Origin of the sequence: Nocardioides sp. NPDC051685 (genome assembly GCF_044453405.1) — a bacterium.
In the GTDB taxonomy this organism is placed as follows: domain Bacteria; phylum Actinomycetota; class Actinomycetes; order Propionibacteriales; family Nocardioidaceae; genus Nocardioides.
Window position 1 is genome coordinate 351,935 of record NZ_JBITCR010000006.1, and the last position, 14,386, is coordinate 366,320.

Here is a 14,386-nt window from a genome sequence, read left to right on the forward strand (position 1 = left end):
CGAGGCGTCAGTTCTTGAGGCCGAGGGGTCAGTTCTTGAGGCCGAGGGGTCAGTAGGCCGGCGTGAAGTTCGATGTGGCGGTCAGAAACTGACATTCGCTGTCAGAGATCGACTCCTCGGCGTCAGAAATTGACTCTTCGCGGAAACTCGAAGGTCGCAGTCACCGGGTGACTGCGACCTTCGAGCATCTGCTGGGGCTGCTCAGGCGGTGGCCTTCTTCTTGAAGCCGATGACGAAGCCGGCCGCCTCGGCCGACTCCTCGGAGTCGAAGTAGACGGCTGCCTTCGTGCGGCTGTAGTAGGGGCTCGCCGTGGTGTGGTACTTCTTCCCGCTGCTGCCCTTGATCTCGTACGCAGCGTCCGAGCTGCTTCCGTCGGCAGCCGGCAGCACCGCGCCGGCGTAGGGGGCACCGTTGGCCGCGGCGGGCGCCTCGGCGGCCGGGGCGGGCTCAGGCTCGACGACGGGGGCAGCGGTGGCCCCCTCGGCGGCCTCGTCGGCGGCAGCGGCGGCCGCGGTGACGCTCTCGGCCTCCGCGACGACGGCAGCGGTGTCCGCGTCGGTCACCTCGTCCGCGGCCTTGGCGGTGTCGGCGGTCTCGGCGCTCTCGGTGTCGGCAGCGGCCTCGACCGGCTCCTCAGCAGCCGGAGCCTCGTCAGCAGCAACCTCAGCAGCGGGCTCCTGTGCAGCCGACTCGGTCTCGGACGCCTCCGCGGGGACGGCGGCAGCCGCGACGGGTGCGCTGGTGGTCTCGGTGGCCGGGTGGTCCTTGTCGGCTCGGTGTGCGGCCTTGGCGTCCTTGCGGATCGACCGTCCGAAGAAGAACCAGATCAGCAGGGCGAGGACGAGGATGAGTGCAAGCAGCAAGAGCCACTTCATGGGGTGATGTTTCCTTCCGGGGGAGTTCTCGGGTGTGATGGTGGGGCAGCACAGCGCCCGGCGAGGTGTGCGGCCAAACCCGCGTCCCCCGATATGACCCGAAGAACCCTTGAGGCGCCCGAACGTTACCCTCAGCCGGGTAAAGCATGACTAACACATTCAGGAGCAGTTGCCCATGACCGCCCCGCGCACACTTCAGGCAAGTGCCCGAAAGCAGCTCGAAGAGGCCGGAATCGAGAGTCCCGACGCCGATGCGGCCATCCTGCTGGCCCACGTGCTCGGCATCGACCGCAACCGCCTCTTCCTCGTCGACGACGTGTCGGAGGACCACGAGAAGGCCTATGCGGACCTGCTCGCCCGGCGTGCGGAGCGCGAACCGTTGCAGCACTTGACCGGGGTGGCGTACTTCCGGCACGTCGAGCTCGCCGTCGGCCCCGGCGTCTTCGTGCCCCGGCCCGAGACCGAGCTGCTGGCCGGCTGGGCGATCGACCGGGCCACCGCGATCGACACCCCCGTCGTCGTCGACCTCTGCACCGGATCGGGAGCGATCGCCAAGAGCATCGCCGACGAGGTCCCGGGCGCCGACGTGCATGCGGTCGAGCTCTCCGAGGACGCCTACCCCTGGGCCGTACGCAACCTGACCGGCACCGGCGTGGACCTGCGGCAGGGCGACATGGCCGACGAGTTCGCCGACCTGGACGGCACCGTCGACGTGCTCGTGTGCAACCCGCCGTACATCCCGCTCGAAGCCTGGGAGTCGGTCGCCGCCGAGGCACGCGACCACGACCCCGACCTCGCCCTCTTCTCCGGCCAGGACGGCCTGGACGCGATCCGGGTCCTGGAACGACGCGCTGCCGAGCTGCTCAGGCCCGGGGGAGTGGTCGGCTTCGAGCACGCCGACGAGCAGGGGCCGAACGCCGACAACGGCGGGGCGCCCGCCGTCTTCGCCGCCACCGGGCGATGGCAGGACGTACGCGATCATCTCGATCTGGCAGGCCGTCCGCGCTTCACGACCGCGCAACTGGCAACATGAGCACTGTGACTGAGCGCTACCCGATCGCGACCGAGGACGAGCAGACCAAGGCGATCGATGCTGCTGCGGCGGCCCTTCAGGCCGGCGAGCTCGTGATCGTCCCGACCGACACGGTCTACGGCGTCGCGGCCGACGCGTTCGACAAGGGCGCGGTGGCCGGTCTGCTCGCCGCCAAGGGCCGGGGCCGCGCGATGCCGCCGCCGGTGCTGATCTCCAACGTCGCCACCCTCGACGCCCTCGCGACCCGGATCCCCGACTGGGCCCGCACCCTCGTCGAGGAGCTGTGGCCCGGCGCGCTGACGGTCGTGTTCCACCAGCAGCCATCGCTGCAGTGGGACCTGGGCGAGACCCGCCAGACGGTGGCCGTACGCATCCCCGACTCCGACATCCTGCGCCGGATCATCGACCGGGTCGGTCCGCTCGCGACCAGCTCGGCCAACCGCACCACGATGCCGGCCGCGACCAACGCCGATCAGGCCGACGAGATGCTCGGCAGGATGGTCAAGGCCATCCTCGACGGGGGCGAGTCGCCCGTCGGTGAGGCGTCCACGATCATCTCCGCCACCGGGGACGAGCCGAAGGTGCTCCGGGAGGGCGCGATCAGCATCGACCGGATCAACGAGATCCTCGCCCAGCACGACGTCGCCATCCGCCGACCCGGTGATCCTGATCCGGCAGCCGAGGCCGAGACCGACCTGCCCGCCACGGACGCCGACACAGAAGCCTGATGCGCGCCTACGTCCTCCTCTTCCTGGTCGCCGCCGTGGTGACCTACCTGCTCACCGTCGTCGCCCGCGAGTTCGCGATGCGCACGGGGGCCGTCGCGAAGGTCCGCGACCGTGACGTACATGCCGTTCCGATCCCTTACATGGGCGGTGTCGCGATGCTGGGTGGCCTGATCGCGGCCTACCTGGTCGCCCGGGAGCTGCCGTTCCTGGCCGACGCCCCGGACTTCGTGCTGCAGGACACCGGAGTGGTCATCCTCGCCGGCGCGCTGATCTGCATCGTCGGTGTCGTCGACGACATCTTCGAGCTCGATGCGCTCACCAAGCTGGGCGGTCAGGTGCTGGCGACCGCGATCCTGGTGGGCTTCAACCTGCAGTACAGCCTGATCACGTTCCCCGACGGCACCCAGTTCTCCATCGACCCGGCCCAGGGCGCGCTGCTCACCGGGCTCGTCGTGATCACCGTGGTCAACGCGGTCAACTTCATCGACGGCCTCGACGGTCTGGCCGCCGGCGTCGTCGGCATCGGCGCGCTGGCGCTGTTCCTCTTCTGCTACCAGTTCACCCGGATCAACGACATCGGTCGCGCCTCGACCGCGGCGCTCCTGACCGTCGCGCTCGCCGGAGCCTGCGTCGGCTTCCTGATCCACAACTGGCACCCCGCCCGGCTGTTCATGGGCGACAGCGGCTCGATGCTGATCGGCCTGATTCTCGCCGCCAGCGCCGTCACCCTCTCGGGCTCCTACAACGCCGGCGGCCTGAACGTGAACGCCTTCGACGCCTCCACCGCGCTCCTGGTGACGTTCCTGCCCCTGTTGCTCCCCCTGACGATCCTGGTGGTGCCTCTCGTCGACCTGGTGCTGGCCGTCGTACGCCGCACCCGCGCCGGCCGGTCCCCCTTCGCCGCGGACAAGAAGCACCTCCACCACCGTCTTCTCGAGATCGGCCACTCCCAGCGCCGTGCGGTCCTGATCATGTGGCTCTGGGCCGGCCTGATGTCCTTCGGCTCGGTTTTCGTCACCCTCTACCGCGGCCCCGTCGTCATCATCGGCGTCGTCGTCGCCACCGCCCTCATCGTGCTGCTCACCTTCGTCCTCCCCAAGATCCGCGGCGAGCGCACCGACAAGCTCCTCGAGGTCCCCGAGGAAGTCACACCGCTGGAGCACCAGGTCAAGTAGAAGCTCTGAACCCGGGAGGCCGAGATCGAATCTCAGCCGCTCCCAACCGGCAGGTCGGGCAAGGTCATCACCAGCATTGCCCGACCTGCCGATGGTTCCCCTGCGGCTAGCGAGCCGCGGTATCGGCCCTAGCGCTGCAACCGGCGTAGCAGCTGGCGTAGTTCGTGTAGTAGGTCTTGTTCGTCGTCGTGAACCAGGCTGAGTGCCTGTCGACGGCCCCCGACCTGTCGAGCGTGGCGCGGACCTTGGAGGAGGAGCCGATCGACGTGCACCTGACAGCCGCACGGTAGTAGTCGAGCCCGGTCTGGTGCTTCACCTGTTTCGTGGCCGTGCAGTTAGTGGCAGCGTTCGCCGGCGATGCCGTGAGCACGAGGGGCGTGCCGGCGACCAGGGATGCATTCCGCGGTTCCAGGGCGCGTGTGCGAGTGCGGGTAGTTCCTGACCATCGCTGCCGCGTTCGGGTCCCACGGCCGGGTGCCTCAGCCGTCTCGACCGCATGACCTGCAGCTCGGAGCGCCACCTTGATCGATCAATTAGGGCACCCAAACACGCTTGTGATAGTTTTCACGAGCGTTCGGGATACGCTCCTGAACACGTGAAATGCCCCCAGAGAGAACGGCCGCCGACGATGACGACCGCAACCAGCAAGACCAAGGTGCTGCGAGGTTCTGCCGCAGTGTCCGCAATTGCTGTGCTCGCCGCCCTCGTGGTGGCCTTTGTTCTTGCTGGGACCACTGGTCTGACCGGTGCCGCGATCGGCTCGATCGCCACCGTCGTCGTGCTCGCAGTCGGCTCGTGGGCGATGTTCTGGATCGCGGCGAAGTCGCCGGCCCTGTCGCTGCCCGCCGCGGTCGGTGTTTTCACGCTGTCAGGCATGGTTCTCTTCATCGTCCTGCTGGTCGTTTCGCAGACCGGGGGAGACGCTGTCGTACGTCCGGCAGCCTTCTCGGTCATGGCGCTCACCGTCGCCTGGACGACCACGTTCGCGTTCCTGGTGCGACGCGCGCGAATCCCGCTCTTCGACCTGCCCGGGGCAGACTCGTGACCCGCCAGTAGCGCCTGATATCGTCCGGGCCGTCGGGGGCGGCTGCCGGGATGATGCCCGAGCCTTTGAGGCTCGCCACCCAGAATCGTAAGTTCGAACAAACAGGAGACAGCGTGAAGTCGCTTGCCGCCACCGTTATGGCGTCGGAGTCGGGGCCTCATATCCCGGGGCCCGCGGACTTCTTCCTTCCGCCGATCGTCGGGTCCGGCGACTGGGCCCTGACCAAGGTGAGCCTCCTGGTCCTGCTGTCCGTCGTGATCGTTCTCGGCTTCTTCTACGCGGCCTCCCGCAAGGCCGCGGTGGTTCCGGGTCGGCTGCAGTTCGCCGGTGAGTACGTCTACGGGATGGTCCGCAACTCCATCGCGCGCGACATCATCGGCTCCCACGACTACATGAGGTTCGTGCCGTACCTGTTCACGGTCTTCACCTTCATCCTGGTCAACAACTTCTACGGGATCATCCCGCTGATCCAGTTCCCGACGATGTCGCACATCGGCTACACGGCGGCCCTGGCGGCCATCACCTGGCTGATCTACAACATCGTCGGTATCGCGAAGCACGGTTTCGTCGGCTACCTCAAGCTCCAGACGGTGCCCGGCGGTGTCAGCGGCCCGATCCTGATCATGATGGTCCCGCTGGAGTTCCTCTCCAACATCATCGTGCGGCCGTTCACGCTGGCGATCCGTCTCTTCGCGACCATGTTCGCCGGCCACCTGCTGGTGGCGCTGTTCTCGCTCGGCGGTGCCTGGCTGCTCCTGCACTACGCACCGACCTGGCAGGGCATTGCCGCCGGCCTCTTCGCCTTCCTGCTCGGAATCATGGTGTCCTTCCTGGACATGTTGATCATGTTCCTGCAGGCCTACGTCTTCACGCTGCTCTCGGCGATGTACATCGCCGGGGCGGTCGCCGACGAGCACTGACGCCTCGTCTTATCAGCCAACCCAAGTCGACGCATAACAACTGACGCAGATCGCGTCACAACCGGAAGGAAATCCCATGGAACTGTCGGGACAGCTCGGAATCATCGGCCTCGGCCTCTCCGCCATCGGCCCGGGTGTCGGTGTCGGTCTGATCTTCGCCGCGTACGTCGCCGGTGTTGCCCGTCAGCCGGAGGCCCAGAGCCGCCTGCAGGCGATCGCGATCCTCGGCTTCGCTCTCTGTGAGCAGTTCTTCATCATCTCCCTGGCTCTCGCCTTCGTCCTTCGCTGACGTAGGGAACTACTGAAGGTTCCGACATGATCCTTACCCAGGTAACCGCTGCGGAGACCGAGATCAACCCGTTGGTCCCGCACGTGCCGGAGATCATCCTCGGTGTCATCGTCATCGCCCTCCTCTTCGTGGGAGTCGCGAAGTTCATCGTTCCGAACTTCGAGAAGGCGTATGCCGACCGGACCGCGGCGATCGAAGGCGGCATCGAGAACGCCAACGCCAAGCAGGCCGAGGCCGATGCCAAGCTCGCCCAGCTGGAGGCTCAGCTGGCCGACGCCCGCCACGAGGCGGCCCGCATCCGCGAGCAGGCTCGCGAGGAGGGCGCCGCGATCAAGGCCGAGTTTCGTGCCGAGGCACAGGCCGAGGCCGAGCGCATCATCACCGCCGGCAAGGCGCAGATCGAGGCCGAGCGCCAGGCGGCTGCTACGTCGCTGAAGACCGAGGTCGGTTCGCTGGCCACTGGTCTCGCCGGTCGCATCGTCGGGGAGTCCCTCGACGACGACGAGCGTTCCAGCCGTGTGGTCGAGCGGTTCCTCGCCGACCTCGAGGCAGGGGTTCACTGATGGACTTCCGTGGAGCGTCGGCCGAGGCCGTTGCCGCCCTGACCGAGGAGTTGAAGACCGCTGTCTCCGCCTCTCCCGAGGCGGCGGCGAAGGCGGCCGACACCCTCTTCGAGGTCTCCCAGACCTTCCGCACCGAAGCTGCTCTGCGCCGCTTCGTCACCGACGCGTCGGTGCCGGCAGAGGCCAAGACCGGCCTCGTCGGCGAGCTGTTCGGTGGGAAGGTCGACGCGACGGGCCTCGGCGTGGTCGAGTCGGCGGTCAAGCACCGCTGGACGCACGCCGGTGACCTGAGCGATGCGGTCGAGCGACTCAGCGAGATCGCCGCGATCCGTAGCGCCGGCGGCGAGGCCAAGCGCCTCGCCGACGAGCTCTTCGCGGTCCAGCAGGCCGTGCAGGAGACGCCGGAGCTGCGCGACGCGCTCTCCGACCCGGCTCGCACGACCGCGGACAAGGTGACGCTGGTCGACGACCTGCTCGGCGGCAAGGCGCTGGCGGCGACGGTCACCCTGACCAAGCAGGCGCTGGCGGGCACCTACCGCACCGCCACGGCCGCGCTGGGTGAATACCAGAAGGTCGCCGCCGCGGTCGCGGGCGAAGGCACCGCGGTCGTCCGCGTGGCCGCCCCGCTCTCGGAGGCTGACACCACCCGCCTGGCTGCGGCCCTCGCGAAGAAGTACGGCCGCGAGGTCCACCTGAACATCGTGGTCGACCCGGCCATCGTCGGCGGCATCAAGGTCTCGATCGGTGACGACGTCATCGACGGCACCATCTCCAGCCGCCTCGACGGGGCGCAGCGAGCACTCGCCGGCTGATCCGGCATCACGGCTCAACTGGCCGTATGACCCCTGTGTGACACAGACTTCGACGTAAGAACGAGAGAGAAGGCAGAGATGACGGAGCTCACCATCCGTCCCGACGAGATCAGGGACGCGCTGGCAAAGTACGTCGCGGACTACAAGCCCGAGGCGGCGAAGACCGAGGAGGTCGGCACTGTCGCGCGGACCGCTGACGGCATCGCCCAGGTCTCGGGCCTGCCCTCGGCCATGGCGAACGAGCTCCTCGAGTTCGAGGACGGGACCCTCGGTCTCGCCCTGAACCTCGAGACCCGCGAGATCGGTGTCGTCATCCTGGGCGACTTCGACAAGATCGAGGAGGGCCAGTCGGTCCGACGTACGGGCGAGGTTCTCTCGGTCCCCGTCGGTGACGGCTACCTCGGCCGCGTCGTGGACCCGCTCGGCAACGCGATCGACGGCCTCGGCGACATCGAGACGGTCGGCCGCCGCGCCCTGGAGCTCCAGGCTCCCGGCGTGATGCAGCGGAAGTCGGTTCACGAGCCGCTCGCCACCGGCATCAAGGCGATCGACGCGATGACCCCGATCGGCCGTGGCCAGCGTCAGCTGATCATCGGTGACCGTGCGACCGGTAAGACCACGGTCGCCATCGACACGATCATCAACCAGAAGCAGAACTGGGACTCGGGCGACCCCCAGAAGCAGGTTCGCTGCATCTACGTCGCCATCGGCCAGAAGGGCTCGACCATCGCCTCCGTGCGTGGTGCCCTCGAGGAGGCCGGCGCGCTGGAGTACACGACCATCGTGGCCGCTCCCGCCTCCGACTCCGCCGGCTTCAAGTACCTTGCTCCTTACACCGGCTCGGCCATCGGCCAGCACTGGATGTACGAGGGCAAGCACGTCCTGATCGTCTTCGACGACCTGACCAAGCAGGCCGAGGCCTACCGCGCCGTGTCGCTGCTGCTGCGCCGCCCGCCGGGCCGTGAGGCCTACCCGGGTGACGTCTTCTACCTGCACTCCCGTCTGCTGGAGCGCTGCGCGAAGCTCTCCGACGAGATGGGCGCGGGCTCGATGACCGGTCTGCCGATCATCGAGACGAAGGCCAACGACGTCTCGGCGTTCATCCCGACCAACGTCATCTCCATCACCGACGGTCAGATCTTCCTGCAGTCCGACCTGTTCGCGGCCAACCAGCGTCCGGCGATCGACGTCGGTGTCTCGGTCTCCCGCGTCGGCGGCGCGGCGATGACCAAGGCGCTCAAGGGTGTCACCGGCTCGCTCAAGGTCGACCTCGCGCAGTACCGCGCGATGGAGGCCTTCGCGATGTTCGCCTCCGACCTGGACGCGGCCTCGAAGCAGCAGCTGGCCCGCGGTCAGCGCCTGATGGCGCTGCTCAAGCAGCCGGCCTACTCGCCCTACCCGATCGACGAGATGACCGTCTCGCTGTGGCTGGGCACCACCGGCCGCCTGGACATCGTCCCGACCGAGGACGTGCTCAAGTTCGAGCAGGAGTTCCTCGACTACCTGCGCCGCTCCCACGAGGGCATCCTGGCCGCGATCCGCGAGTCCCTGAAGTTCGAGGACTCCACCGAGACCGCGCTCAACGACGCCTACGACGCCTTCCTCGACCAGTTCGAGACCTCGGAGGGTGCCTCGATCAAGCCGGGCTCCGCCAAGGAGGAGGCCCTGGCTGACGAGGACGTCGAGCAGGAGCAGATCGTCAAGCAGAAGCGGGGCTGACCCATGGCCGTGTCAGTGCGTGAACTCCGCGCGCGGATCAAGTCGACGGAGTCGATGAAGAAGATCACGCGTGCCATGGAGCTCATCGCTGCGTCCCGGATCATCAAGGCGCAGCAGCGGGCCAATGCGGCCGCGCCGTACGCCCGTGAGCTCACCCGCGCCGTCTCTGCGGTGGCGACCTACTCCAACGTGGACCACCCGCTGACCACCGAGCCGGAGGCGCCCACCCGCGCCGCCGTGCTGGTGGTCACCAGCGACCGTGGTCTGGCCGGCTCCTACTCCTCGAGCGTGCTCAAGGAGGCCGAGGGCCTGGTCGAGAAGCTCAAGGCCGAGGGCAAGGAGGTCGACCTCTACGTCACCGGACGCAAGGCGGAGGCCTTCTACAAGTTCCGCGGCCGTTCCGTGGCCCAGGCCTGGACCGGCTTCTCGGACCGCCCGGAGTACGAAGCGGCCAAGGAGATCGGCGAGAAGCTGATCGAGGTCTTCGTCGAGGGCACCGAGGCGGAGACCGCGGTTGCTCCCGGCGTCGACGAGGTCCACGTGGTCTACACGCGGTTCGTCACCATGATGACGCAGAAGCCCACCGCCGTACGTCTCCTGCCTCTGGAGGTCGTGGAGGGCACCGAGGCTCCGGCCGAGGGCGACGTCCTGCCGCTCTACGAGTTCGAGCCGTCGGCCGAGGCCGTGCTCGACTCGCTGCTCCCGCAGTACGTCGTGAGCCGGATCTGGTTCGCGCTGCTGCAGGCCGCCGCCTCCGAGCTGGCCCAGCGTCAGAAGGCGATGAAGTCGGCTACCGACAACGCCGACGAGCTCATCAAGAAGTTCACCCGGGTTGCCAACCAGGCTCGCCAGGCAGGCATCACCCAGGAGATCAGCGAGATCGTCGGCGGCGTGAACGCGCTCGCCGATGCCCAGGCTGCGAACGACTGAGAACCCACAGAAAGACTGACTAGAAAATGACCGCACAGGTTGACGAGAAGACCACGACGGGCCGCATCGCCCGCGTGATCGGCCCGGTCGTCGACGTGGAGTTCCCCGTCGACGCCATGCCGGATATCTACAACAAGCTCGAGGTCGATGTCACCATCAGCGGTGAGACGACGACCCTGCCGCTCGAGGTTGCCCAGCACATCGGTGACGGCATGGTCCGAGCGATCTCGCTGAAGCCGACCGACGGCGTCGTCCGCGGCTCCTCGGTGCGTGACACCGGGGGTCCGATCACGGTTCCCGTGGGTGACGCCACCCTCGGCCACGTGTTCAACGCGACCGGTGACATCCTCGACGTCGACCCGGCCACGGTCGAGGTCAAGGAGCGTTGGGGCATCCACCGCAAGGCTCCGGCCTTCGACCAGCTCGAGTCCAAGACCCAGATGTTCGAGACGGGCATCAAGGTCATCGACCTCCTCACCCCCTACGTGACCGGTGGAAAGATCGGCCTCTTCGGTGGTGCGGGCGTCGGCAAGACCGTCCTCATCCAGGAGATGATCGCCCGAGTCGCCAAGAACCACGGTGGTGTCTCCGTGTTCGCCGGTGTCGGCGAGCGCACCCGTGAGGGCAACGACCTCATCCACGAGATGCAGGAGGCCGGCGTCTACGACAAGGTCGCCCTGACCTTCGGCCAGATGGACGAGCCGCCGGGCACGCGTCTTCGCGTGGCCCTCTCGGCGCTGACGATGGCGGAGTACTTCCGCGACGTCCAGGGCCAGGACGTGCTGCTGTTCATCGACAACATCTTCCGCTTCACCCAGGCGGGCTCCGAGGTCTCGACCCTGCTGGGCCGGATGCCTTCGGCCGTGGGTTACCAGCCCAACCTCGCCGACGAGATGGGTCAGCTCCAGGAGCGGATCACCTCGACGCGTGGTCACTCGATCACCTCGATGCAGGCGATCTACGTGCCGGCCGACGACTACACCGACCCGGCTCCGGCGACCACCTTCGCCCACCTCGACGCGACCACCGAGCTCTCCCGTGAGATCGCTTCGCTGGGTATCTACCCGGCGGTGGACCCGCTGACGTCGACGTCGCGAATCCTGGACCCGCAGTACATCGGCCAGGACCACTACGACTGCGCCGTCCGCGTCAAGCAGATCCTCCAGCGCAACAAGGAGCTGCAGGACATCATCGCGATCCTGGGTGTCGACGAGCTCTCCGAGGAAGACAAGATCATCGTCTCCCGCGCTCGCCGGATCCAGCGGTTCCTCTCGCAGAACACCTACGTCGCCAAGCAGTTCACCGGCATCGAGGGCTCGACGGTTCCGGTCAAGGACACGATCGAGGCGTTCAACAAGATCGCCGAGGGTGAGTACGACCACGTCGCCGAGCAGGCGTTCTTCATGTGCGGTGGCCTCGACGACGTCGAGGCGAAGTGGGCCGAGATCCAGAAGAGCCTCTGATGACGGACGCACTTCAGGTGGAGCTCGTCGCTGCAGACCGTGTGGTCTGGAGCGGCGGGGCCACCATGGTCATCGCCCGAACGGTCGACGGTGATGTCGGCATCCTGCGCGGTCACGCGCCGGTGCTGTCGGCGCTCACCGAGGCGGTCGTGGAGATCACTCCGGAGGAGGGCACCGAGGTCATCGCGACCGTCGACGGTGGCTTCCTCTCGGTGGCCAACGACCGCGTCTCGATCCTGTCCGAGCACGTGCTGCTGGCCCACGAGATCGACCTCAACCAAGCTCAGGTCGAGCTCGAGGAGGCCCGTCGCCTGCTCGGCACCAACAACGACGCCGAGAAGCGCATCCGTCATGCCGAGGCACGCATCCGCGCTGTCGAGAAGGCCTCATAGGGAAAGAGGGGCGATACCCGGATGGCATGGTGGGAGCTGCTCTTGGTCCTGGTGGCCGCATCGCTTCTGCTTGTCCTCGCCTATGGCATCGGGATTGCCGTACGCCGCCGCCTGCTCGCTCGCAACGGCGGCGTCTTCGAACTGAGCCACCGCGTCCGGGACACCAGTCCCGGGCGCGGTTGGGTCATTGGTATCGGCCGCTACTCCGGTGACGCTCAGCTGGAGTGGTTCCGGATCTTCTCGCTCTCACCCAAGCCCAAACGGGTCTGGCGCCGGACCGAGATGTCCTACATCTCCAGCCGCTCTCCCGAGGGGATCGAGGAGCTGGTCCTCTACCCCGAGAGCCTGATCGTGACCTGCGACGTCAAGGGCGAGCACATCGACCTGGCGATGGACCAGCAGACCCTGATCGGCTTCCAGGCCTGGCTGGAGTCCCGCCCGACCCGGTCCACCTGGATCGTCTTCTGACGCGTCTTCCTCCGACTGCCTCCGGCGCAACACCGGGGTCGGTCGGTTTGCTTTCGGGGGATTCCCTGATTGTCCGGAGGGCTGCGTGGGCGGATCGTTGAGGTATGTCCTCAACCGCTTCCGCTCCCATTCCAGCACAGCCCACCCCGCCCGCTCCGCCCGCCGGTGACGAGCTTCGCTGCACCGACGCCGACCGCGACCGCGTGATCGACCTGCTCAAGGCCGCCTACGCCGACGGCCGGCTCGACCAGGCCGAGTTCGACGTCCGCTTCGATCTGACCATGAAGGCGAAGACGTACGCCGCCCTGGAGCCGATCACCCGCGACCTGGTCGCGCAGCCCACGCCGGCCCCGGCGCCGGCGAAGCCGGCTCGCGACCTGCTGCCGCCGCCGACCACCGAGGAGCGGCTGCTGGCCGCGCTCGCCCAGGCCACGACCTGGGTGCCGGTCGTCGTCGGTCCCGCGATCCTCTACTACACCGTCGGCAAGCGCTCCGAGTTCGTGAAGCACCACGCCGCCGGCGCCCTCAACCTGCAGCTCACCCTGCTCGCCGTCACCATCGTGACCTTCGGCCTCGGTGGCGCGCTCTACGGGATCGCCTGGGTCCTCGCGACCGCCTTCGCGGTCGTCGCCCTCGCCGGCGCGCCGCTGCGCCAGCCGTGGGTGCTGCCGATCTTCGGCCGCGGCGGCCCCTACGAGAAGAAGCAGGACTGATCCCGCACCTGGGCGCGGCCCCCGGGGTCACTAGCCTTTACCTGTGACGCCTCTTCGCCGTGCCCAAGCCGGATCGGTGGTGGCGTTCGCGACCAACGGCCTGCTGTCCGCGACCTTCATCTCCCGCATCCCCGCGCTTCGCGAGAGCCTCGGCCTGAACAACTCGGCCATCGGCCTGATGCTGCTGGCGATGGGCATCGGATCCGTCGCCGCACTGCCGCTGGCCGGGGGACTGGTGATGCGCTGGGGCGCCGCCCGGGTCGTACGCCGCTGCGCGATGCTCTGCGCCGCCGCCCTGACCCTGGTGGCGGTCTCCGGCAGCTGGCTGGGACAGGCGTGGCTGGTGGCACTGTTCCTGGTGGCGTACGGCGTCGGCTACGGGGTCTGGGACGTCGCCATGAACGTCGAGGGTGCCGCGGTCGAGCGGCTCGGCGGCAAGACGCTGATGCCGCAGCTGCACGCGATGTGGAGCGTCGGCACCGTGCTCGGTGGGCTGCTGGGCATCGCCCTGGTGGGTACGTTGCCGACGGTGTGGCACGTCGCCGGCGTCGCGGCCGTCGCGCTGGCGCTCTGCTGGTGGGGGACCGCGGGCTTCCTCCCCACGGCGGCACCCCCGGAGGGACACTCGCCGCGGCGGGAGCTGCTCGCCGCCTGGCGTTCGCCGCACACGCTGCTGCTGGGGCTGATGGTGCTCGCCTTCGCCGCCGCCGAGGGGAGCGCCAACGACTGGGTCTCGCTGGCGATGATCGACGGCTACGACGTGAGTCACCGGGTCGGGGTGGCGTGCTACGCGGCGTTCGTCTTCTGCATGAGCCTCGCCCGCTTCGCCGGTGCGAAGGTGATCGACCGGGTCGGCCGGCAGCCGGTCCTGATCACCTCGGCGGCGCTGGCGGGTGCCGGGATCGTGGTGACCGTCTTCGCCGGTTCCTTCGGGCTCGCGCTGGCCGGGATCGTCCTGTGGGGCTTCGGCGCCGCCCTCGGATTCCCGCTCGGGATCAGCATCGCCGCCGACGACGAGACCCGGGCAGCGGCGCGCGTCTCGGTCGTCTCCACGCTCGCCTACGGAGCCTTCCTCGGCTTCCCGCCGATCCTGGGTGCCGTGGGGGACCAGATCGGCACCCTGCGGGCCCTCCTGGTCGTCGCCGTCCTGATGCTCCCGGCGGCGGCCCTCGCGGCCACGGTGGCGCGGCGGCGGGCCCTGTAACACGCTGTTCGTAGGACTATCCGGTCGTTCTGATAGGGCGAGTAGTCCTACGAACG

At 68.1% G+C, this 14,386-nt stretch carries 17 protein-coding genes; 15 read left to right on the forward strand and 2 right to left on the reverse strand.

Annotated elements, in window-relative coordinates:
* Positions 1-201 precede the first annotated feature (201 nt).
* Positions 202-876 (reverse strand): hypothetical protein, encoded by a 675-nt coding sequence (locus tag ACIA03_RS19705; RefSeq protein ID WP_396985573.1) that lies wholly within the window; start codon positions 874-876, stop codon positions 202-204.
* Between the two features lie 175 nt (positions 877-1,051).
* On the opposite strand from ACIA03_RS19705, the gene prmC reads away from it, so the two are divergent.
* The 3 genes from prmC to ACIA03_RS19720 are packed head-to-tail and all read left to right on the forward strand — an operon-like array spanning position 1,052 to position 3,812.
* Complete coding sequence (gene prmC, locus ACIA03_RS19710) at positions 1,052-1,909, forward strand: peptide chain release factor N(5)-glutamine methyltransferase (RefSeq protein WP_396985575.1); 858 nt, start codon at positions 1,052-1,054, stop codon at positions 1,907-1,909.
* Positions 1,906-2,637, forward strand: a complete 732-nt coding sequence (locus ACIA03_RS19715) for an L-threonylcarbamoyladenylate synthase (RefSeq protein ID WP_396985577.1) — start codon at positions 1,906-1,908, stop codon at positions 2,635-2,637. The genes prmC and ACIA03_RS19715 overlap by 4 nt, the downstream gene beginning before the upstream one ends.
* Positions 2,637-3,812 carry a glycosyltransferase family 4 protein gene (locus ACIA03_RS19720; protein WP_396985579.1) on the forward strand — a complete coding sequence of 392 codons (1,176 nt, stop codon included), beginning with the start codon at positions 2,637-2,639 and terminating at the stop codon, positions 3,810-3,812. The genes ACIA03_RS19715 and ACIA03_RS19720 overlap by 1 nt, the downstream gene beginning before the upstream one ends.
* Before the next feature lie 106 nt (positions 3,813-3,918).
* On the opposite strand, the gene ACIA03_RS19725 is transcribed toward ACIA03_RS19720, so the two are convergent.
* Positions 3,919-4,128, reverse strand: a complete 210-nt coding sequence (locus ACIA03_RS19725) for a hypothetical protein (RefSeq protein ID WP_396985581.1) — start codon at positions 4,126-4,128, stop codon at positions 3,919-3,921.
* Positions 4,129-4,488: 360 nt separating this feature from the next.
* On the opposite strand from ACIA03_RS19725, the gene ACIA03_RS19730 reads away from it, so the two are divergent.
* The 12 genes from ACIA03_RS19730 to ACIA03_RS19785 all read left to right on the forward strand — a co-directional run bounded on the left by ACIA03_RS19730 (position 4,489) and on the right by ACIA03_RS19785 (position 14,330).
* The gene (locus tag ACIA03_RS19730; protein WP_396985582.1) at positions 4,489-4,857 is read left to right on the forward strand and encodes a hypothetical protein; all 369 of its coding nucleotides are present in this window, start codon (positions 4,489-4,491) and stop codon (positions 4,855-4,857) included.
* A gap of 113 nt (positions 4,858-4,970) precedes the next feature.
* Positions 4,971-5,777 (forward strand): F0F1 ATP synthase subunit A, encoded by an 807-nt coding sequence (gene atpB, locus ACIA03_RS19735; RefSeq protein WP_396985584.1) that lies wholly within the window; start codon positions 4,971-4,973, stop codon positions 5,775-5,777.
* Positions 5,778-5,853: 76 nt separating this feature from the next.
* Positions 5,854-6,066, forward strand: coding sequence for an ATP synthase F0 subunit C (locus ACIA03_RS19740; RefSeq protein WP_141795487.1), 213 nt, complete (start codon positions 5,854-5,856; stop codon positions 6,064-6,066).
* Between the two features lie 26 nt (positions 6,067-6,092).
* Entirely contained in the window at positions 6,093-6,629 is a 537-nt protein-coding gene (locus tag ACIA03_RS19745) for a F0F1 ATP synthase subunit B (protein WP_396985587.1), read from the forward strand.
* On the forward strand, positions 6,629-7,441 hold the full coding sequence (locus tag ACIA03_RS19750) for a F0F1 ATP synthase subunit delta (protein WP_396985589.1): 813 nt from the start codon (positions 6,629-6,631) through the stop codon (positions 7,439-7,441). The genes ACIA03_RS19745 and ACIA03_RS19750 overlap by 1 nt, the downstream gene beginning before the upstream one ends.
* Positions 7,442-7,519: 78 nt before the next feature.
* Complete coding sequence (gene atpA, locus ACIA03_RS19755; RefSeq protein WP_396985591.1) at positions 7,520-9,160, forward strand: F0F1 ATP synthase subunit alpha; 1,641 nt, start codon at positions 7,520-7,522, stop codon at positions 9,158-9,160.
* A gap of 3 nt (positions 9,161-9,163) precedes the next feature.
* Positions 9,164-10,090 carry a F0F1 ATP synthase subunit gamma gene (locus ACIA03_RS19760; RefSeq protein ID WP_396985593.1) on the forward strand — a complete coding sequence of 309 codons (927 nt, stop codon included), beginning with the start codon at positions 9,164-9,166 and terminating at the stop codon, positions 10,088-10,090.
* Between the two features lie 26 nt (positions 10,091-10,116).
* Positions 10,117-11,553 (forward strand): F0F1 ATP synthase subunit beta, encoded by a 1,437-nt coding sequence (gene atpD / locus ACIA03_RS19765; RefSeq protein ID WP_396985595.1) that lies wholly within the window; start codon positions 10,117-10,119, stop codon positions 11,551-11,553.
* On the forward strand, positions 11,553-11,945 hold the full coding sequence (locus ACIA03_RS19770; RefSeq protein WP_328529275.1) for a F0F1 ATP synthase subunit epsilon: 393 nt from the start codon (positions 11,553-11,555) through the stop codon (positions 11,943-11,945). The genes atpD and ACIA03_RS19770 overlap by 1 nt, the downstream gene beginning before the upstream one ends.
* 21 nt (positions 11,946-11,966) lie before the next feature.
* Complete coding sequence (locus ACIA03_RS19775) at positions 11,967-12,413, forward strand: DUF2550 domain-containing protein (protein WP_396985598.1); 447 nt, start codon at positions 11,967-11,969, stop codon at positions 12,411-12,413.
* Between the two features lie 104 nt (positions 12,414-12,517).
* Positions 12,518-13,126, forward strand: a complete 609-nt coding sequence (locus ACIA03_RS19780; protein ID WP_396985600.1) for a DUF1707 and DUF4870 domain-containing protein — start codon at positions 12,518-12,520, stop codon at positions 13,124-13,126.
* A gap of 43 nt (positions 13,127-13,169) precedes the next feature.
* Positions 13,170-14,330 (forward strand): MFS transporter, encoded by a 1,161-nt coding sequence (locus tag ACIA03_RS19785; RefSeq protein ID WP_396985602.1) that lies wholly within the window; start codon positions 13,170-13,172, stop codon positions 14,328-14,330.
* The last annotated feature ends 56 nt before the right edge of the window (positions 14,331-14,386 follow it).

What these genes read in the sequence shown, in the direction of transcription:
- ACIA03_RS19705 (WP_396985573.1), bottom strand. Translation starts at nt 876, where the DNA reads ATGAAGTGGCTCTTGCTGCTTGCACTCATCCTCGTCCTCGCCCTGCTG.
- prmC (WP_396985575.1), top strand. Translation starts at nt 1,052, where the DNA reads ATGACCGCCCCGCGCACACTTCAGGCAAGTGCCCGAAAGCAGCTCGAA.
- ACIA03_RS19715 (WP_396985577.1), top strand. Translation starts at nt 1,906, where the DNA reads ATGAGCACTGTGACTGAGCGCTACCCGATCGCGACCGAGGACGAGCAG.
- ACIA03_RS19720 (WP_396985579.1), top strand. Translation starts at nt 2,637, where the DNA reads ATGCGCGCCTACGTCCTCCTCTTCCTGGTCGCCGCCGTGGTGACCTAC.
- ACIA03_RS19740 (WP_141795487.1), top strand. Translation starts at nt 5,854, where the DNA reads ATGGAACTGTCGGGACAGCTCGGAATCATCGGCCTCGGCCTCTCCGCC.
- ACIA03_RS19745 (WP_396985587.1), top strand. Translation starts at nt 6,093, where the DNA reads ATGATCCTTACCCAGGTAACCGCTGCGGAGACCGAGATCAACCCGTTG.
- ACIA03_RS19750 (WP_396985589.1), top strand. Translation starts at nt 6,629, where the DNA reads ATGGACTTCCGTGGAGCGTCGGCCGAGGCCGTTGCCGCCCTGACCGAG.
- atpA (WP_396985591.1), top strand. Translation starts at nt 7,520, where the DNA reads ATGACGGAGCTCACCATCCGTCCCGACGAGATCAGGGACGCGCTGGCA.
- ACIA03_RS19760 (WP_396985593.1), top strand. Translation starts at nt 9,164, where the DNA reads ATGGCCGTGTCAGTGCGTGAACTCCGCGCGCGGATCAAGTCGACGGAG.
- atpD (WP_396985595.1), top strand. Translation starts at nt 10,117, where the DNA reads ATGACCGCACAGGTTGACGAGAAGACCACGACGGGCCGCATCGCCCGC.
- ACIA03_RS19770 (WP_328529275.1), top strand. Translation starts at nt 11,553, where the DNA reads ATGACGGACGCACTTCAGGTGGAGCTCGTCGCTGCAGACCGTGTGGTC.
- ACIA03_RS19775 (WP_396985598.1), top strand. Translation starts at nt 11,967, where the DNA reads ATGGCATGGTGGGAGCTGCTCTTGGTCCTGGTGGCCGCATCGCTTCTG.
- ACIA03_RS19780 (WP_396985600.1), top strand. Translation starts at nt 12,518, where the DNA reads ATGTCCTCAACCGCTTCCGCTCCCATTCCAGCACAGCCCACCCCGCCC.